11 protein-coding genes are annotated in these 15590 nt (G+C 55.1%); 8 read left to right on the forward strand and 3 right to left on the reverse strand.

Annotated features, from left to right (window positions below; translation table 11 throughout):
- Nucleotides 1-143 precede the first annotated feature (143 nt).
- Nucleotides 144-983 (reverse strand): MurR/RpiR family transcriptional regulator, encoded by an 840-nt coding sequence (locus tag ACCW76_RS18020; protein ID WP_034825629.1) that lies wholly within the window; start codon nt 981-983, stop codon nt 144-146.
- 204 nt (nt 984-1187) lie between these two features.
- Here ACCW76_RS18020 and yfhb point away from each other — a divergent pair, with 204 nt between their 5' ends.
- Both yfhb and tadA read left to right on the forward strand, forming a co-directional pair.
- Nucleotides 1188-1826 carry a phosphatidylglycerophosphatase C gene (yfhb, locus tag ACCW76_RS18025; protein WP_436339559.1) on the forward strand — a complete coding sequence of 213 codons (639 nt, stop codon included), beginning with the start codon at nt 1188-1190 and terminating at the stop codon, nt 1824-1826.
- 56 nt (nt 1827-1882) lie between these two features.
- Nucleotides 1883-2377 (forward strand): tRNA adenosine(34) deaminase TadA, encoded by a 495-nt coding sequence (tadA, locus tag ACCW76_RS18030; protein ID WP_072017009.1) that lies wholly within the window; start codon nt 1883-1885, stop codon nt 2375-2377.
- Here tadA and mltF read toward each other — a convergent pair.
- Nucleotides 2374-3831 carry a membrane-bound lytic murein transglycosylase MltF gene (gene mltF, locus ACCW76_RS18035; RefSeq protein ID WP_038645371.1) on the reverse strand — a complete coding sequence of 486 codons (1458 nt, stop codon included), beginning with the start codon at nt 3829-3831 and terminating at the stop codon, nt 2374-2376. The two genes, tadA and mltF, sit on opposite strands and share 4 nt — an antisense overlap.
- Nucleotides 3832-4102: 271 nt before the next feature.
- Between mltF and purL the strand changes: the two genes are divergently transcribed.
- The 5 genes from purL to glnB all read left to right on the forward strand — a co-directional run bounded on the left by purL (nt 4103) and on the right by glnB (nt 12589).
- On the forward strand, nt 4103-7993 hold the full coding sequence (gene purL / locus ACCW76_RS18040; protein ID WP_436339549.1) for a phosphoribosylformylglycinamidine synthase: 3891 nt from the start codon (nt 4103-4105) through the stop codon (nt 7991-7993).
- Between the two features lie 615 nt (nt 7994-8608).
- Nucleotides 8609-10036, forward strand: a complete 1428-nt coding sequence (locus ACCW76_RS18045) for a sensor histidine kinase (RefSeq protein ID WP_436339550.1) — start codon at nt 8609-8611, stop codon at nt 10034-10036.
- Between the two features lie 3 nt (nt 10037-10039).
- Nucleotides 10040-10711, forward strand: coding sequence for a two-component system QseEF-associated lipoprotein QseG (gene qseG, locus ACCW76_RS18050; RefSeq protein WP_045814931.1), 672 nt, complete (start codon nt 10040-10042; stop codon nt 10709-10711).
- Between the two features lie 2 nt (nt 10712-10713).
- On the forward strand, nt 10714-12045 hold the full coding sequence (glrR, locus tag ACCW76_RS18055) for a two-component system response regulator GlrR (RefSeq protein WP_038645380.1): 1332 nt from the start codon (nt 10714-10716) through the stop codon (nt 12043-12045).
- Nucleotides 12046-12250: 205 nt separating this feature from the next.
- Nucleotides 12251-12589 carry a nitrogen regulatory protein P-II gene (gene glnB, locus ACCW76_RS18060; RefSeq protein WP_034825643.1) on the forward strand — a complete coding sequence of 113 codons (339 nt, stop codon included), beginning with the start codon at nt 12251-12253 and terminating at the stop codon, nt 12587-12589.
- Nucleotides 12590-12639: 50 nt separating this feature from the next.
- Here glnB and hmpA read toward each other — a convergent pair whose 3' ends face one another.
- The gene (gene hmpA / locus ACCW76_RS18065; RefSeq protein ID WP_436339551.1) at nt 12640-13824 is read right to left on the reverse strand and encodes an NO-inducible flavohemoprotein; all 1185 of its coding nucleotides are present in this window, start codon (nt 13822-13824) and stop codon (nt 12640-12642) included.
- Nucleotides 13825-14162: 338 nt separating this feature from the next.
- Between hmpA and glyA the strand changes: the two genes are divergently transcribed.
- Nucleotides 14163-15416, forward strand: a complete 1254-nt coding sequence (gene glyA, locus ACCW76_RS18070; RefSeq protein WP_045814929.1) for a serine hydroxymethyltransferase — start codon at nt 14163-14165, stop codon at nt 15414-15416.
- Nucleotides 15417-15590 lie beyond the last annotated feature (174 nt).

Below are 15590 nucleotides of genomic sequence, written 5' to 3' on the forward strand. Positions count from 1 at the left end.
TGTGCTGGATCAAACAAAGCGGGAATTAAGCTCACTGAAGCAGAATTCGCTGTAAGTCAGCCAGGCATCAGGAAAACGCCGCGTGACACATTCTGTGTGTTAAGAATCAGCCAATAAAAGGCCGGATAACGGCCTTTTTCGCATTACACCAATTTCTTTACCAGTTCTTCGCTGTGCCGTATGTGGCTTGAAGCGCGTTCTGGATCGTTTTGTACCAACGCCATAAACAGCAGGTCGGTCAACGCCAATTGTGCACTGGTGGATGAGATTGCGGCACTGCGCGTACTTTGCTCCTCGGCAACGGTGTACAAGCATATGGAAGCGCACTGTTGCAGTGAGTTGGGGGTAAAGCCGGTAAACGCCAGCACGTCGACCCCCAGTTGCGCGGCTTCCTGCGCCGCAAGGTTAATTTCACGCCGCTCGCCAGTATAGGAAATCGCCAGCAGCACATCCCCCGGTGCCATCGCCTGCACGCTCGCCAGTAAAGCATGCATATCCTGCTCAGCGACCGCGTTGATGCCAATCTTCATCAGCTTCCATGAGAAATCTTTCGCCACTAACCCCGACGCACCGATGCCCACTAACAAAATGCGGTTGGCGTTTTTCAGCAATTGCAGGGTTTGCAGCAGCTTCTCTTCACTGTTGATATCCAGCGTGGCGCGGATAGCGGAGATCTTCTCAGTCAGTAATTTTTCGCCGACCACTTTGAGGGGATCGTCGCTGAGAATATGATTGTGCACGGTGATGGCGTCGCGATCCGCCAGCGACTCACTCAGTGCCAGTTTCAGCGCAGGAAATCCCTTATAGCCCAATTTTTGGGCAAATTTCACCACGCTCGACTGGCTGACGCCCGATTCCTCAGCCAGTTTTTGTGAACTCAGATGCCGTGCCCGATCCGGCTGCGACAGCAAAAAATCCGCCAGCCGACGCTCATTTAGCGCCAGTCGAGGGTAGAGCTGGCGAATTCGCAGCAATGAACTCATGTTCGATCCTTAATCCATCTAATCCCGCTTGAGCTTAGTCTCTTTTCGCACCGCCAGGTTTTAATGACAGCACGCCGACACAAAGAATAAACTATTCAGCTGGCATTGTGGTCATTGGAATTAAAAATGACTGCTTTCGCCCCCGCCGTTGAAGCTGGCTACACTGTAGGGCAAGCCGTAGAAAGGAAAGATAAGGAGTGGAGTTTGACAAAGGGTACGCAACGCCGCGTGGTGTTTTTCGATCTCGATGGCACGCTGCATCAGCAGGACATGTTTGGCACCTTTATGCGTTATCTGCTGCGACGTCAGCCGATCAACCTGTTGCTGGTGGTGCCGCTGTTGCCGGTGATTGGTCTGGGAATGCTGTTTAAAGGGCGCGCTGCACGCTGGCCAATGAGTTTGCTGCTGTGGGCCATTACCTTCGGCCACAGTGAGCCGCGCCTGCGTCAGCGTGAGGCCGCGTTCGCGACATGGTTCCGCCAGCGCGTCACCGCTTTTCCGGTGGTGCAACAACGTCTGACGGATTATCTCAGCAGCGATGATGCAGATGTGTGGCTGATCACCGGTTCGCCACAATCACTGGTGGAGCAGGTCTATTTCGATTCGGCCTTTCTGCCGCGCGTTCAACTGATTGCCAGCCAGATGCAACCCGGTTTAGGGGGGCGCGTATTGGCCATGCGTTGCCTCGGGCATGAGAAGGTTGCTCAACTCGAAGAGAAGATTGGTACACCATTGCAACTCTACAGCGGTTACAGCGACAGTAAACAGGATAACCCGCTGCTGTTCTTCTGCCAGCATCGCTGGCGGGTAACATCACGCGGTGAGCTGCAACAGCTGGAGTGAATCATGTGGCGATTCCGTCTATAATGCGCCGCCTTTAAACCCGCAGGAGCTGCCCGGTGAACCCACAAACTGATGAATATTGGATGCGCCATGCGCTGGAGCTGGCGCGTCGCGCGTGGGAACAGGGCGAAGTGCCGGTGGGCGCGGTATTAGTGCAGGGCGACAAAGTGATCGGTGAAGGCTGGAATCGGCCGATTGGTCAGTGCGATCCGACCGCGCATGCCGAGATCATGGCGCTGCGCCAGGGCGGTAAAATTCTCGAAAACTATCGCCTGCTCGACACCACGTTGTATGTGACACTGGAACCCTGCGTGATGTGCGCCGGTGCGATGGTGCACAGCCGCATTACGCGGCTCGTCTATGGCGCAAAGGATGAAAAAACGGGCGCAGCGGGCTCGCTCATGGACGTGATTGGTCATCCAGGCATGAATCATCAGATTCAGATTGATTGCGGTGTACTGGCGGACGAATGTGCCGGAATGTTGAGTGACTTCTTCCGCATGCGCCGCGAGCAAAAGAAAGCGCTGCGGCAGGCGCAGCGCGAAGGTTAGTTCATCGCAATCTTAGGTTCGACCGCCGGGTAACCGGCGCCCAGTTCGGCTTCCAGCGCCGATTGCTGAGCGATGCGCTTCTCCTGCTCCTGCAGATATCCCACCAGACTGATCTGATACTTACGGATGTTCTCTACATAGTTGTAAGCTTCATGGCCGCGCGCGTAGCCGTAGGAGGTTTGCGCGTAATAACGCTTCTGGCTCAGCATCGGCAGACGCTGTTTGACATCGGCCCAGCTATCAGGATTACCACCTTGTTTGGCCGTCAGCTTGCGGGCATCCAGCATGTGCGCATAGCCCATGTTATACGCCGCCAATGCAAACCAGATGCGCTCATCATCAGGAATGGTGTCCGGCACCTTCTCCATCATACGTTGCAGGTATTCGCTGCCGCCACGGATGCTCTGCTCAGGATCAAGGCGATCGTTGACGTCGAGGCTGTCAGCGGTGTTACGCGTCAACATCATCATGCCGCGCACGCCGGTCGGCGAGGTCGCCTGCGGATTCCAGTGCGACTCCTGATAAGAGATGGCTGCCAGCAGACGCCAGTCCATGCTCGCCGCGTATTTCTCAAACAACGGTTTGATATCCGGTAACGTGTTATCAATCGCGCGCAGGAAGGTGCGGGTATCCACGTAATCAAAAGTGCCAACGTGACCGAGATACTTCTCTTCGAGGCGCGCCATGGTGCCTTCTTCGCCCATCTGGCTATAGAAGTCGAGCATTGCCGCATTCAGGCTGTCATCATCATTACGTGGCAGATACCAGGTGACCGGTTCTTCATCGGTGATGTCGAATGCTACGGCCAGCTGCGGATGGATGCGCTGCAATAAGCCGATGGTGACCGAATCGCCCACCGTGTAATCCAGCTTGCCGTCGGCGACGGCTTCCAGCAACGCTTTCTGTCCCTGATCGGTAGAAATCGCCCAATCGAGATCGGGATAGCTGTCAGCTTTGGCGGAACGTAAAGTTGACAGATATGCCGAACCGGACTGCACAATCAGGCGGCCTTTCAAATCGCCGAGCGTCTTCGGCCGTGGCTTATCAATGCGGTACACCAACTGCTGCGAAACAGAGTAGTAGCTCGGTCCACTTTGATAGTGGGCAAGGCGTTCACCGTTGTAGATCAGCCCAGCTGCGAGCAAATCCGCCTTACCATCATCCAGATCGTCAAACAGATCGCCGAGGTTCGGACGCACCGTAACCTCGAGTTTGACGCCAAGATAATCGGCGAAGCGTTTCGCCAGCTCGTAATCCATACCGGCTGGTGCATTATTGATGGTGTAGTAAGTCAGCGGGGAGTTGACGGTACTGATGCGCAGCACTCCACGTGATTTAATCTGCGATAACGCGTCTTTTCCGCCCCCGTACCAGGGGATGGAAGGCCACAGTGCCAGCGCAAGCAGCACGGTGATCAGACCGATCAACAGATAGTTTATTTTCAGGCGTTTCAAATAGTTGTCTCGTAATGGCTCACAGGCCTCTGTCTTTTAAAAGGCAGTATTTATGTTGTTTTCACTCCCAGAGCGATGGGCATTTTGCGCAACAAAGCGCAGCAGGGCAACTTATATAGCAAGAATTGTGCAAAATTCAGCCAAATGCTGAGTGCCAGATTTTATGCGCAAACGGTTTCGTAACCCGTGCTGTTTCTCTATAATACCGCCCGTTTTCCCCTGTTGCGCCCAATGAAGCGTCGCCCGGCGCTTCGAAGACGAGAGATCTTTGATGATGGAAATTCTGCGTGGTTCGCCCGCTCTGTCGGCATTTCGTGTAAACAAACTGCTGACCCGCTTTCAGGACGCTCACCTGCCAGTGAGTGATATTTACGCCGAGTACGTCCATTTTGCCGATGTCAGTGCACCGCTCAGTGCGGATGAACATGCCCGCCTGCAACGTCTGCTGAAATACGGTCCCTCTCTCGCCGAGCACGCGCCACAAGGGCGTCTGTTACTGGTGACGCCGCGTCCCGGCACCATTTCTCCGTGGTCATCAAAAGCCACCGATATCGCGCACAACTGCGATCTGCCCCAGGTTATCCGCCTCGAACGCGGCATGGCCTTCTATGTGCAGGCACCGCAGCTGACGGAAGCGCAATGGCAACAGCTGGCTAGCCTGCTACATGACCGCATGATGGAGACCGTGTTCGGTGACCTGAATGAAGCACAGCAGCTGTTCGCGCATCATGAACCACAGCCGCTGAAAAGCGTTGATGTGCTGGGTGCCGGTCGCTTTGCACTGGAACAGGCCAACACCACGCTGGGCCTGGCGCTGGCCGATGACGAAATCGACTATTTGCTGAATGCCTTCACCAAACTGGGCCGTAATCCGAACGACATCGAGCTCTATATGTTTGCCCAGGCAAACTCCGAGCACTGCCGTCATAAAATCTTCAACGCCGACTGGATTATCGACGGTGAAAAACAGCCGAAGTCGCTGTTTAAAATGATCAAAAACACTTTTGAGCATAATCCTGAGCACGTGCTGTCTGCTTATAAAGACAACGCCGCAGTGATGGAAGGTTCAAAAGTGGGCCGCTTCTACGCCGATGCGCAGAAGGGCGAATACACCTTCCATCAGGAAGAGGCGCATATCCTGATGAAGGTGGAAACCCATAACCACCCCACCGCGATTTCGCCGTGGCCAGGTGCTGCGACCGGTTCCGGCGGTGAAATCCGTGATGAAGGCGCAACGGGACGTGGCGCGAAGCCAAAAGCGGGCCTGGTCGGTTTCTCCGTCTCTAACCTGCGTATTCCTGGTTTTGAACAGCCGTGGGAAGAGGATTTTGGTAAGCCGGAGCGTATTGTTACCGCGCTGGATATCATGACTGAAGGCCCACTGGGCGGCGCAGCGTTCAACAACGAATTTGGCCGTCCTGCACTGAACGGTTACTTCCGTACTTATGAAGAGCGCGTGAACAGCCATAATGGCTCAGAACTGCGTGGCTACCATAAGCCAATCATGCTGGCGGGCGGTATTGGTAACATCCGAGCTGACCACGTGCAGAAGGGTGAGATCGTCGTTGGTGCGAAACTGATCGTGCTCGGCGGGCCTGCGATGAACATTGGCCTCGGCGGCGGAGCAGCCTCTTCAATGGCGTCTGGTCAGTCTGATGCGGATCTGGATTTTGCATCGGTCCAGCGCGACAACCCAGAAATGGAGCGTCGCTGCCAGGAAGTGATCGACCGTTGCTGGCAGCTGGGCGAAGCTAACCCGATTCTGTTCATCCACGATGTGGGTGCAGGCGGTCTGTCGAACGCCATGCCAGAGCTGGTGAGCGATGGCGGCCGTGGTGGTAACTTCAACCTGCGCGACATTCTCAACGATGAGCCAGGCATGAGCCCGCTGGAAGTGTGGTGTAACGAATCCCAGGAACGTTATGTGCTGGCGGTGGCACCGGCTCAGCTGGCGTTGTTTGACGAGCTGTGTAAGCGTGAGCGTGCGCCATATGCGGTGATCGGTGAAGCCACCGAAGAGCTGCACCTGAACCTGGCGGATAGCCACTTCGATAACAACCCTATCGACATGCCGTTGGACGTGCTGCTGGGCAAAACGCCGAAGATGACGCGTGATGTTGCCACTCAGCAGGCCAAAGGCGATGCGCTGGTACGTGACGGCATTACCGTGGCGGACGCCGTTAATCGCGTACTGCATCTGCCAACTGTGGCAGAGAAAACCTTCCTGATTACCATCGGTGACCGCTCGGTAACCGGCATGGTGGCGCGTGACCAAATGGTCGGCCCATGGCAGATCCCGGTCGCGAACTGTGCAGTGACCACCGCCAGCCTGGATAGCTATCACGGCGAAGCCTTCTCACTGGGCGAACGCGCTCCAGTAGCCTTGCTGGACTTCGCTGCATCTGGCCGTTTAGCGGTCGGTGAAGCGCTGACCAACCTGGCGGCCACCGCGATTGGTTCACTGCAGCGTGTGAAGCTGTCTGCGAACTGGATGGCGGCAGCGGGTCACCCGGGTGAAGATGCCGGTTTATATGCGGCAGTGAAAGCGGTCGGTGAAGAACTGTGTCCGGCGCTGGGCATCACGATTCCAGTGGGCAAAGACTCGATGTCGATGAAAACCCGCTGGCAGCAGGGTACCGAAGAGCGTGATATGACCTCGCCGCTGTCGCTGGTGATCACCGCCTTTGCGCGTGTAGAAGACGTGCGCCGCACCGTAACGCCTCAACTGCAAGCTGACCAGGATAACCTGCTGATGCTGATTGATCTGGGCAACGGCGCAAACACCCTGGGGGCTACCGCACTGTCACAGGTTTACCGTCAGTTAGGCGATAAGCCAGCCGACGTGCGTGATGCATCGCAGCTGGCAGGCTTCTTCAACGCCATTCAGGCGCTGGTGGCCGAGCAGAAGCTGCTGGCTTACCATGACCGTTCTGATGGCGGCCTTCTGGTCACACTGGCTGAAATGGCCTTCACCGGTCACTGCGGTATCGAAGCCGATATCGCCGCGCTGGGTAACGATGCGCTGGCAGCACTGTTCACCGAAGAGTTGGGTGCAGTGATCCAGATTAATGCCGCTGATCGTGCAGCCGTTGAGAAAGTGTTTGCCGACCATGGTCTGAGCAGCAATGTGCATGTGATTGGTCAGGCACTGCCGGGCGATCGCTTTGTCATCCGTTCTGGCGACAGCGCGGTGTACAGCGAAAGCCGTACCACGCTGCGTACCTGGTGGGCAGAAACCACCTGGCAGATGCAGCGTCTGCGTGACAACCCTGCCTGTGCCGATCAAGAGCACGAAGCGAAGAAAGACGACAACGATCCTGGCCTGAACGTCCATCTGACCTTTAAGCCAGAAGAAGATGTTGCGGCGCCGATGATCGCCACAGGCGCGCGTCCTCGTGTTGCCGTGCTGCGTGAGCAGGGCGTGAACTCCCACGTTGAGATGGCGGCTGCCTTCCACCGTGCTGGTTTCACCGCAGTCGATGTGCACATGAGCGATCTGCTGGCGGGCCGCCGTGGCCTGGAAGAGTTCCAGGCGCTGGTCGCGTGCGGTGGCTTCTCTTACGGTGACGTATTGGGTGCAGGTGAAGGTTGGGCGAAATCGATTCTGTTCAACGGCCGTGTGCGTGATGAGTTCGAAAACTTCTTCCACCGTCCACAGACGCTGGCGCTGGGCGTATGTAACGGCTGCCAGATGATGTCGAATCTGCGTGAGCTGATTCCGGGCAGCGAACTGTGGCCACGCTTTGTACGTAACCAGTCAGAGCGGTTTGAAGCACGTTTCAGCCTGGTCGAAGTGGCTGCGAGTCCATCGTTGCTGCTGGACGGCATGGCCGGTTCTCATATGCCAATTGCCGTGTCGCACGGTGAAGGTTTCGTGGAAGTGCGTGACGGTGCACATCTGGCCCAGCTGGAAAGCAAAGGTCTGGTGGCGCTGCGCTTCGTGGACAACTTCGGTAAAGTGACCGAAAATTACCCAGCCAACCCGAACGGCTCGCCGAACGGTATCACTGCGGTAACCAACGAAAGCGGTCGCGTCACTATTATGATGCCGCACCCAGAGCGCGTGTTCCGCACCGTGAGCAACTCCTGGCACCCAGCAGAGTGGGGCGAAGACAGCCCGTGGATGCGTATCTTCCGCAACGCACGCAAGCAGCTGGGCTAATTTAGCCAGCAGCATCTGAGGCCGCCGCAAGGCGGCCTTTCTTTTGTCCGTCAGGCCTCACTCACTCTATTACGCCATGACTGACTTTGGCTGGCTTGCAAAACTGTCGGAAATTGGCGACAAACACGATAGTGAGCTGTCGCCAAATGGTGACACTTAACTTATTGATTTATATTGACTCAACTTTTCATCCTTTAACTCGTTGCTGATCAGCGACACTTTCATCAGACCAGCCGGTCCGCTTTTTCATAAAATAGTGCGTCACACCTCGCATTACTCTGATAATCAATGCTATTTCATTTCTGGCACGATAGTTGCTATACTCACAGCGTTGCTCATTCTCCTGTCTATGATTGCCCCGCACTGCGGTTGAGCTCATAAAATTCGAATGACGCACCAAACGGAGCCTGCCGTCCACCCAACCGATAATCGCTTGCTTTGCAACGTTATCAAGCATCGGACGCAACGTTGAGTTAGGCTCCACCCATTTTGCAAGCGATGCTGCGGCGTCGCTCTCACGGCAGCCCAAAAGGGCTGCCGTTTTCTTTTCTGTACTTTCTTCCCTATTGATACTTCGTTAGCATGCCAGCAGCTCACATTGAAGGATGCGCGGTAGTGAAGAGATGGCGTCTGTTTCCCCGATCCCTGCGGCAGTTAGTCTTGATGGCTTTTTTGCTGGTCCTGCTACCATTGCTGGTGCTGGCGTGGCAAGCCTGGGAAAGTTTGTCTGCGCTCAGTAATCAGGCTGCAGATACCAATCGCAATACTTTTACCGACGTACGCCGCAGCGAAGCGATGGCGCGCACGGCGATCGAACTGGAACGCAGTTATCGTCAATATTGCGTATTGGGTGATGCCACCTTGCAAAAGCTTTATCAAACGCAGTGGACGCGTTATGGCCAGATGCTCACCAGCCATGCGGATAGCCTGCCAGAGCTTCCATCATTCAAAGCGCTGCAGGAAACTTTGCCGCAGCTCGCCAGTGTGCAGTGTGACAACGGTAACCCAGTGGCAAAAGCCGCCACGGCCCTCGAACATTTTTCTGATGCCAATGCGCAAATGGTGCAGGAGACGCGTGAAGTGGTGTTTTCGCGTGGCTTGCAGCTCCAGCGCGAAATCGCCGACCGCGGTCAGTTCTTCGGCTGGCAAGCGCTGATTCTGTTTCTGATTAGTCTGGCGCTGGTGCTGCTGTTTACCGGCATGATTATCGGCCCGGTAAAACGTGTAGAACGGATGATTAACCGACTTGGGCAAGGCAAAGCGCTCGGCGACAGCGTGAGTTTTCGCGGCCCTCGTGAAATCCGTTCACTCGGTCAGCGCATCGTGTGGCTGAGCGAGCGCTTAAGCTGGCTGGAAGAGCAGCGACATGAGTTTCTGCGTCATCTCTCACACGAACTGAAAACCCCGCTTGCCAGCTTGCGAGAGGGCACGGAATTATTGGCCGATCAGGTGGCTGGGCCGCTCAATGCGGAACAGCAGGAAGTGGTGGCGATCCTTGACACCAGCAGCCGCCATTTGCAGCGTCTCATCGAACAACTTTTGGATTACAACCGCAAACTGGCGGATGTCCCCATGGTGCTGGAGCCGGTAGCAATCAATGACATCGTTGATGCGGTCGTTAAAATCCATTCATTGCCCGCCGGTGCGCGTCAGATCACCACCCATGTTGATCTTCAGGTGGCGCACTGTCTGGCAGAGGCAACATTGCTGCAAAGGGTCATCGATAACCTCTATTCGAACGCCGTGAACTACGGCAGCGAATCCGGTAACATCTGGCTGCAGAGCCAACAGAAAGGCAACCAGGTGTGGATTGAGGTGGCGAACACCGGCACACCAATTCCGGCTGAAGAGCAGGCGATGATTTTTGAGCCCTTTTTTCAGGGCAGCCAGCAGCGCAAAGGGCCGGTTAAAGGCAGCGGGCTGGGGTTAAGCATCGCTAAAGATTGCCTGCGCAGGATGCAGGGTGATTTGCAATTGGTAACGCGCAAGGATGCGGATGTCTGTTTTCGAATCATTTTGACGACCAGCGCCGGGAATGCCTGATTAATGAAACACACCCTGATTAAACTTTTTAGCTGCGCGTTGGTGGCATTTGGCTTGAGTGCCTGCCAGACACCGTCCACGGGCAGCGCGTTACACGATGGCACCAATCTTCCTGAGCCAGAAGTGCGGTTGCCTGATTATCTGGCGACCGATTGTCAAAACGTGTGGAAGATTGAAACGCCAGCAGCAATGAGCAACCCCCTTTACTGGCAGCGTGCTATCGACTGTGGTGAGCGTTTATCCCCAGCGGAAGCGCGGGCTGAGGCACGACGCTGGCCAGTACAAGGCTGGGCGCGTGCTTTTAAACAAGGCATTCTGCTGGCAAATGGCAATGTGACGCCCTTTGAGCGCCGCCAGTTCGTCGATACGCTAGACGGTTACAGCGCTTCCTATCCAGCCTCCGTGCGCCCGTTATTGATGTTGTGGCGTAGCAATCAGGCGGCGCAGTTGGCGTTAAGCGGTGAACGCAGCCGCTATGCTGCACTCCAGCAAAGCCACGACACTGAGCTGGACAGCCTGCGCCAGCAGCAAACCAAACTGCGTCAATCACTGGAGGAGACTCAGCGTAAGCTTGAGCGCTTAACTGACATCGAACGTCAGCTGTCGTCCCGTAAACCGGCGGACAGCAGCGATACATCGCACGGTGCCAGTGATGCACAAAGTGAGGATCAGTGACCATGAAACAGTCTGCACGTTTACTGCTGGTGGATGACGATCCCGGCCTGCTAAAACTGCTTGGCATGCGCTTAAGCAGTGAAGGCTATCAGGTGACCACCGCCGCAAGTGGCCCGGATGCGCTGCGCCAGTTGCAGAAAGAGAAAGTTGATCTGGTGATCAGCGACCTGCGTATGGATGAAATGGACGGGCTGGCGTTATTTGGCGAAATCCAGAAGCGCCATGCGGGTTTACCGGTGATCATTCTTACGGCGCACGGCTCGATTCCCGAAGCGGTTTCCGCTACGCAGCAGGGGGTGTTCAGTTTCCTGACGAAGCCAGTGGATCGTGACGCGCTGTACAAAGCCATTGATGAAGCGCTGGCACAGCGCGCGCCAGTCAGCGATGACACCTGGCGTGAGGCCGTGGTAACGCGCAATCCATTGATGCTGCGTTTGCTGGATCAGGCGCACATGGTGGCGCAATCCGACGTTAGCGTGTTGATTAACGGCCAGAGCGGTACCGGCAAAGAGGTGCTGGCTCAGGCGATTCACGCCGCCAGCCCGCGTGCAAACAAGCCGTTTATTGCCATTAACTGTGGTGCGCTACCGGAGCAACTGCTGGAGTCTGAGCTGTTTGGTCATGCCAAAGGGGCTTTCACCGGTGCCGTGAGTGCGCGTGAAGGGCTGTTTCAGGCGGCGGAGAGTGGCACGCTGTTTCTTGATGAAATTGGTGATATGCCACAGGCTTTGCAGGTCAAACTACTGCGCGTCTTGCAGGAGCGAAAAGTGCGTCCGCTTGGCAGTAATCGGGATGTCGATATCAACGTGCGCATCATCTCGGCCACGCATCGCGATCTGCCCAAAGCGATGGAGAAAAAGAGTTTCCGCGAGGATCTCTACTATCGCCTCAATGTGGTGAATCTGAAGATTCCGGCGCTGCATGAACGTGCAGAAGATATTCCGCTGCTGGCGAACCATCTGTTGCGCCAGTCGGCCGAACGCCATAAACCCTTCGTGCGCAGCTTCTCTGTGGATGCGATGAAACGTTTAGTGGGGGCCAGCTGGCCCGGCAACGTGCGGCAGTTGGTCAACGTGATTGAGCAGTGTGTCGCGCTGAGCACATCACCCGTGATCAGTGATGCGCTGGTTGAGCAGGCGTTAGCGGGTGAAAATACGGCGCTGCCGACTTTTGTTGAAGCACGTAATCAATTTGAGCTCAACTATCTGCGCAAATTGCTGCAAATGACCAAAGGAAATGTCACCAACGCTGCGCGTCTGGCTGGACGTAACCGTACAGAATTCTATAAGCTGCTGTCACGCCATGAGCTGGACGCCAGTGAATTTAAAGAGTAGCTTGCTGCGGCATATTGATTCATCCATTGACTACCCCAAATAATTTGAGTTGCAGTCAGACGGCAAACGAAAGCATCCCGATGAGCTTACTTCTTCAAGCGATTTGGGGAAAAGAGAGCCGCCAACCCCTCTGCAACTTGAAGCAGGACGGGTATATACTACTTGTTATCCGTCCATCATGGAGGGAGTGAAAAAAGGATCTGTCATGAAAAAGATCGATGCAATTATTAAACCATTCAAACTCGATGATGTGCGCGAAGCGTTGGCTGAAGTGGGCATCACCGGGATGACGGTCAGTGAAGTGAAGGGTTTTGGTCGCCAGAAAGGCCACACTGAGCTTTATCGTGGCGCGGAGTACATGGTCGATTTTCTGCCAAAAGTGAAAATCGAAATGGTGGTCGGTGATGACATCGTCGACACCTGCGTTGAAGCCATTATGAATACCGCGCAGACCGGCAAAATCGGCGACGGCAAAATCTTTGTGTTCGACGTGGCGCGCGTGGTGCGTATCCGTACCGGTGAAGAGGACGAAGAGGCGATCTAAGCCCCTTCGTTAGCCTGTTAAAAAGCCTGCATGATGCAGGCTTTTTTTGTTTACAGCACTTTGTGCGGGCCAAAAACTTCATAATGGATACGATCGGCACTGATACCGGCATCGACCAGCTGCCGCGCGACAAACTGCATAAATGGCAGGGGGCCGCAGAGCCAGAACTGGCGGTCGGCCTGATTCAATTGGCTGGAGATGCCTGCGAGATCCATTAATCCCTGCGCATCAAAACGGCTACTGTCCACGCTTTCCGGCTCGCGATACCAGATATGGCTGGCGAAATGTGGCAGGCGAGCACCTGTGGCTTGCACTTCATCCGCAAAAGCATGCTGTGTACCGCATTCGGCCGCATGCAACCAGTTAACCGCGCCTGCATACTGTTGCTCGGCCAGGCTGGCTAACATCGCCAGCATTGGGGTTTGGCCGACACCGGCAGAAATCAGTGTGACCGGCGCGGTTCCTGTCGTTTGCAGATAGAAATCACCTGCTGGAGCCGCACATTGCACAATATCACCGACCTTCGCATGGGTGTGCAGCCAACCGGAAACGCTGCCGTGTTCCTCGCGCTTCACGGCGATACGATAGGAATTACCGTTAGGTAGATGGGTGAGTGAATACTGGCGATGCTGGATATTTTCGCTTCCTTCAGGTCGCAGACTAACGGCCAGATATTGTCCGGGCAGAAAATCAGCGACGGGCTGACCATCGTTAGGTACCAGCTCAAAACTTTTAATCACGGAGCTTTCAGTGTTGATGGTGCGAATACGGAAGTCACGCGCGCCACGCCAGCCGCCGACTTTCTCTTCTGAGGCGCAATAAATCGCTTCTTCACGCTGGATAAACACATCCGCCAGCACGCCGTAAGCTTTGCCCCATGCCTGCAAGACGTCATCGCCGGGATTGAGCAACTCTTCGATGGTGGCCAGCAACGTTTCACCGACTACCGCATATTGCGCGGGCTGAATATTCAGGCTGGTGTGCTTCTGCGCAATCTTCTCTACCGCCGGCAGCAGCACTGCCAGATTCTCCAGGTTACTGCCGTAGGCGACAATGGCATTAAACAGCGCCTCACGCTGATTGCCGCTGCGCTGATTATTCATGTTGAAAACGTTCTTCAGTTCCGGGTGTTGCGTTAACAAACGCTGATAGAAGTGGCCAGTGAGTTGCGGGCCAAGCTGAGCAATAGCGGGCAGGGAAGACTTAACGGTAGCGATAGTTTGTGCATCTAGCATGGTGAAGGCCTCACAGTGATTTTAAACATGTATTTTAAATGCATCTTATGATCGTTCATCTTGCCTGTAAATCCCCCGTTTTGTTTGCGGGTTAAGTGCCGAAGCTGGAAGCTGACCCACAAACCTGAAAAATATTCCCCTTCAGCATGAGCAAATATCGTGATTTACAAGCTTGCAAAAATGCGTAAAAAACCCGTTCCAGCGCCGTGCCAATCGTTTGCGTAAAAAGAGGGGATTGGCGCTACCGTCACCTGACAAAACCGTTTACACTGTTGGCCTTCGCCCCTTGCCGGGGCCTAAACTGCCGTTAAAAAAGTTAGCTAGTCAGGAGATGCCGGATGTTAAAGCGTGATATGAACATTGCCGATTATGATGCCGAGTTGTGGCAGGCTATGGAGCAAGAGAAGGTGCGTCAGGAAGAGCACATCGAACTGATTGCTTCTGAAAACTACACCAGCCCACGCGTTATGCAGGCGCAAGGTTCACAGCTCACCAACAAATATGCCGAAGGGTATCCGGGCAAACGCTACTACGGCGGATGTGAATACGTTGATATCGTTGAGCAGCTGGCGATCGATCGCGCGAAAGCGCTGTTTGGTGCAGACTTTGCCAACGTGCAGCCGCACTCAGGCTCACAGGCTAACTTCGCGGTTTACACTGCGCTGTTGCAGCCGGGCGACACCATCCTCGGTATGAACCTGGCGCACGGTGGTCACCTGACGCACGGTTCACCAGTGAACCTGTCAGGCAAGCTGTATAACGTCATCCCTTACGGCATCGACGAAACCGGCAAAATCAACTACGACGAACTGGCTGAGCTGGCTAAAACGCATAAGCCAAAAATGATCGTCGGTGGCTTCTCTGCATACTCTGGCGTGTGCGACTGGGCAAAAATGCGCGAAATCGCAGATAGCGTGGGTGCTTACCTGTTCGTTGACATGGCTCACGTTGCCGGTCTGATCGCCGCTGATGTGTACCCGAACCCAGTTCCACATGCACACATCGTCACCTCAACCACCCACAAGACCCTGGCGGGTCCACGTGGTGGCCTGATTCTGGCGAAAAACGGTGATGAAGACCTGTACAAAAAACTGAACTCTGCGGTATTCCCGGGTGGTCAGGGCGGCCCGCTGATGCACGTGATCGCGGGTAAAGCGGTAGCGTTCAAAGAAGCAATGGAGCCAGAGTTCAAATCTTACCAGCAGCAAGTGGCTAAAAATGCCAAAGCAATGGTTGAAGTTCTGTTGGAGCGTGGCTACAACATCGTTTCAGGCGGTACTTATAACCACCTGTTCCTGATCGATCTGGTGAGCAAAAACCTGACCGGTAAAGAAGCTGATGCCGCGCTGGGCCGTGCTAACATCACTGTGAACAAAAACAGCGTACCTAACGATCCGAAGAGTCCATTTGTGACCTCCGGTGTGCGTATCGGTACGCCAGCGGTTACACGTCGTGGCTTCAAAGAAGCAGATGTGCGCGAGCTGGCTGGCTGGATCGCTGACGTGCTGGACAACATCAACGACGAAGCGACCATTGAGCGCACCAAGCAGAAGGTACTGGATATCTGTGCGCGTCTGCCTGTGTATGCCTGATTTGGCACCATGTTGATGTGATTAAAAAGGATGGCGCTGGCCATCCTTTTTTTATGCACGCGACCCGTGCTGAATAGAGTTGACACACCGCACACACCGCACACATCGCACACATCGCACACATCGCACACATCGCACACATCGCACACATCGCACACATCGCACACATCGCAC

The organism is Pantoea sp. C8B4, assembly GCF_051336905.1.
GTDB classification, from domain to species: Bacteria; Pseudomonadota; Gammaproteobacteria; order Enterobacterales; family Enterobacteriaceae; genus Pantoea; species Pantoea rwandensis_B.

What these genes read in the sequence shown, in the direction of transcription:
- ACCW76_RS18020 (WP_034825629.1), bottom strand. Translation starts at nt 983, where the DNA reads ATGAGTTCATTGCTGCGAATTCGCCAGCTCTACCCTCGACTGGCGCTA.
- purL (WP_436339549.1), top strand. Translation starts at nt 4,103, where the DNA reads ATGATGGAAATTCTGCGTGGTTCGCCCGCTCTGTCGGCATTTCGTGTA.
- qseG (WP_045814931.1), top strand. Translation starts at nt 10,040, where the DNA reads ATGAAACACACCCTGATTAAACTTTTTAGCTGCGCGTTGGTGGCATTT.
- glrR (WP_038645380.1), top strand. Translation starts at nt 10,714, where the DNA reads ATGAAACAGTCTGCACGTTTACTGCTGGTGGATGACGATCCCGGCCTG.
- glnB (WP_034825643.1), top strand. Translation starts at nt 12,251, where the DNA reads ATGAAAAAGATCGATGCAATTATTAAACCATTCAAACTCGATGATGTG.
- hmpA (WP_436339551.1), bottom strand. Translation starts at nt 13,824, where the DNA reads ATGCTAGATGCACAAACTATCGCTACCGTTAAGTCTTCCCTGCCCGCT.
- glyA (WP_045814929.1), top strand. Translation starts at nt 14,163, where the DNA reads ATGTTAAAGCGTGATATGAACATTGCCGATTATGATGCCGAGTTGTGG.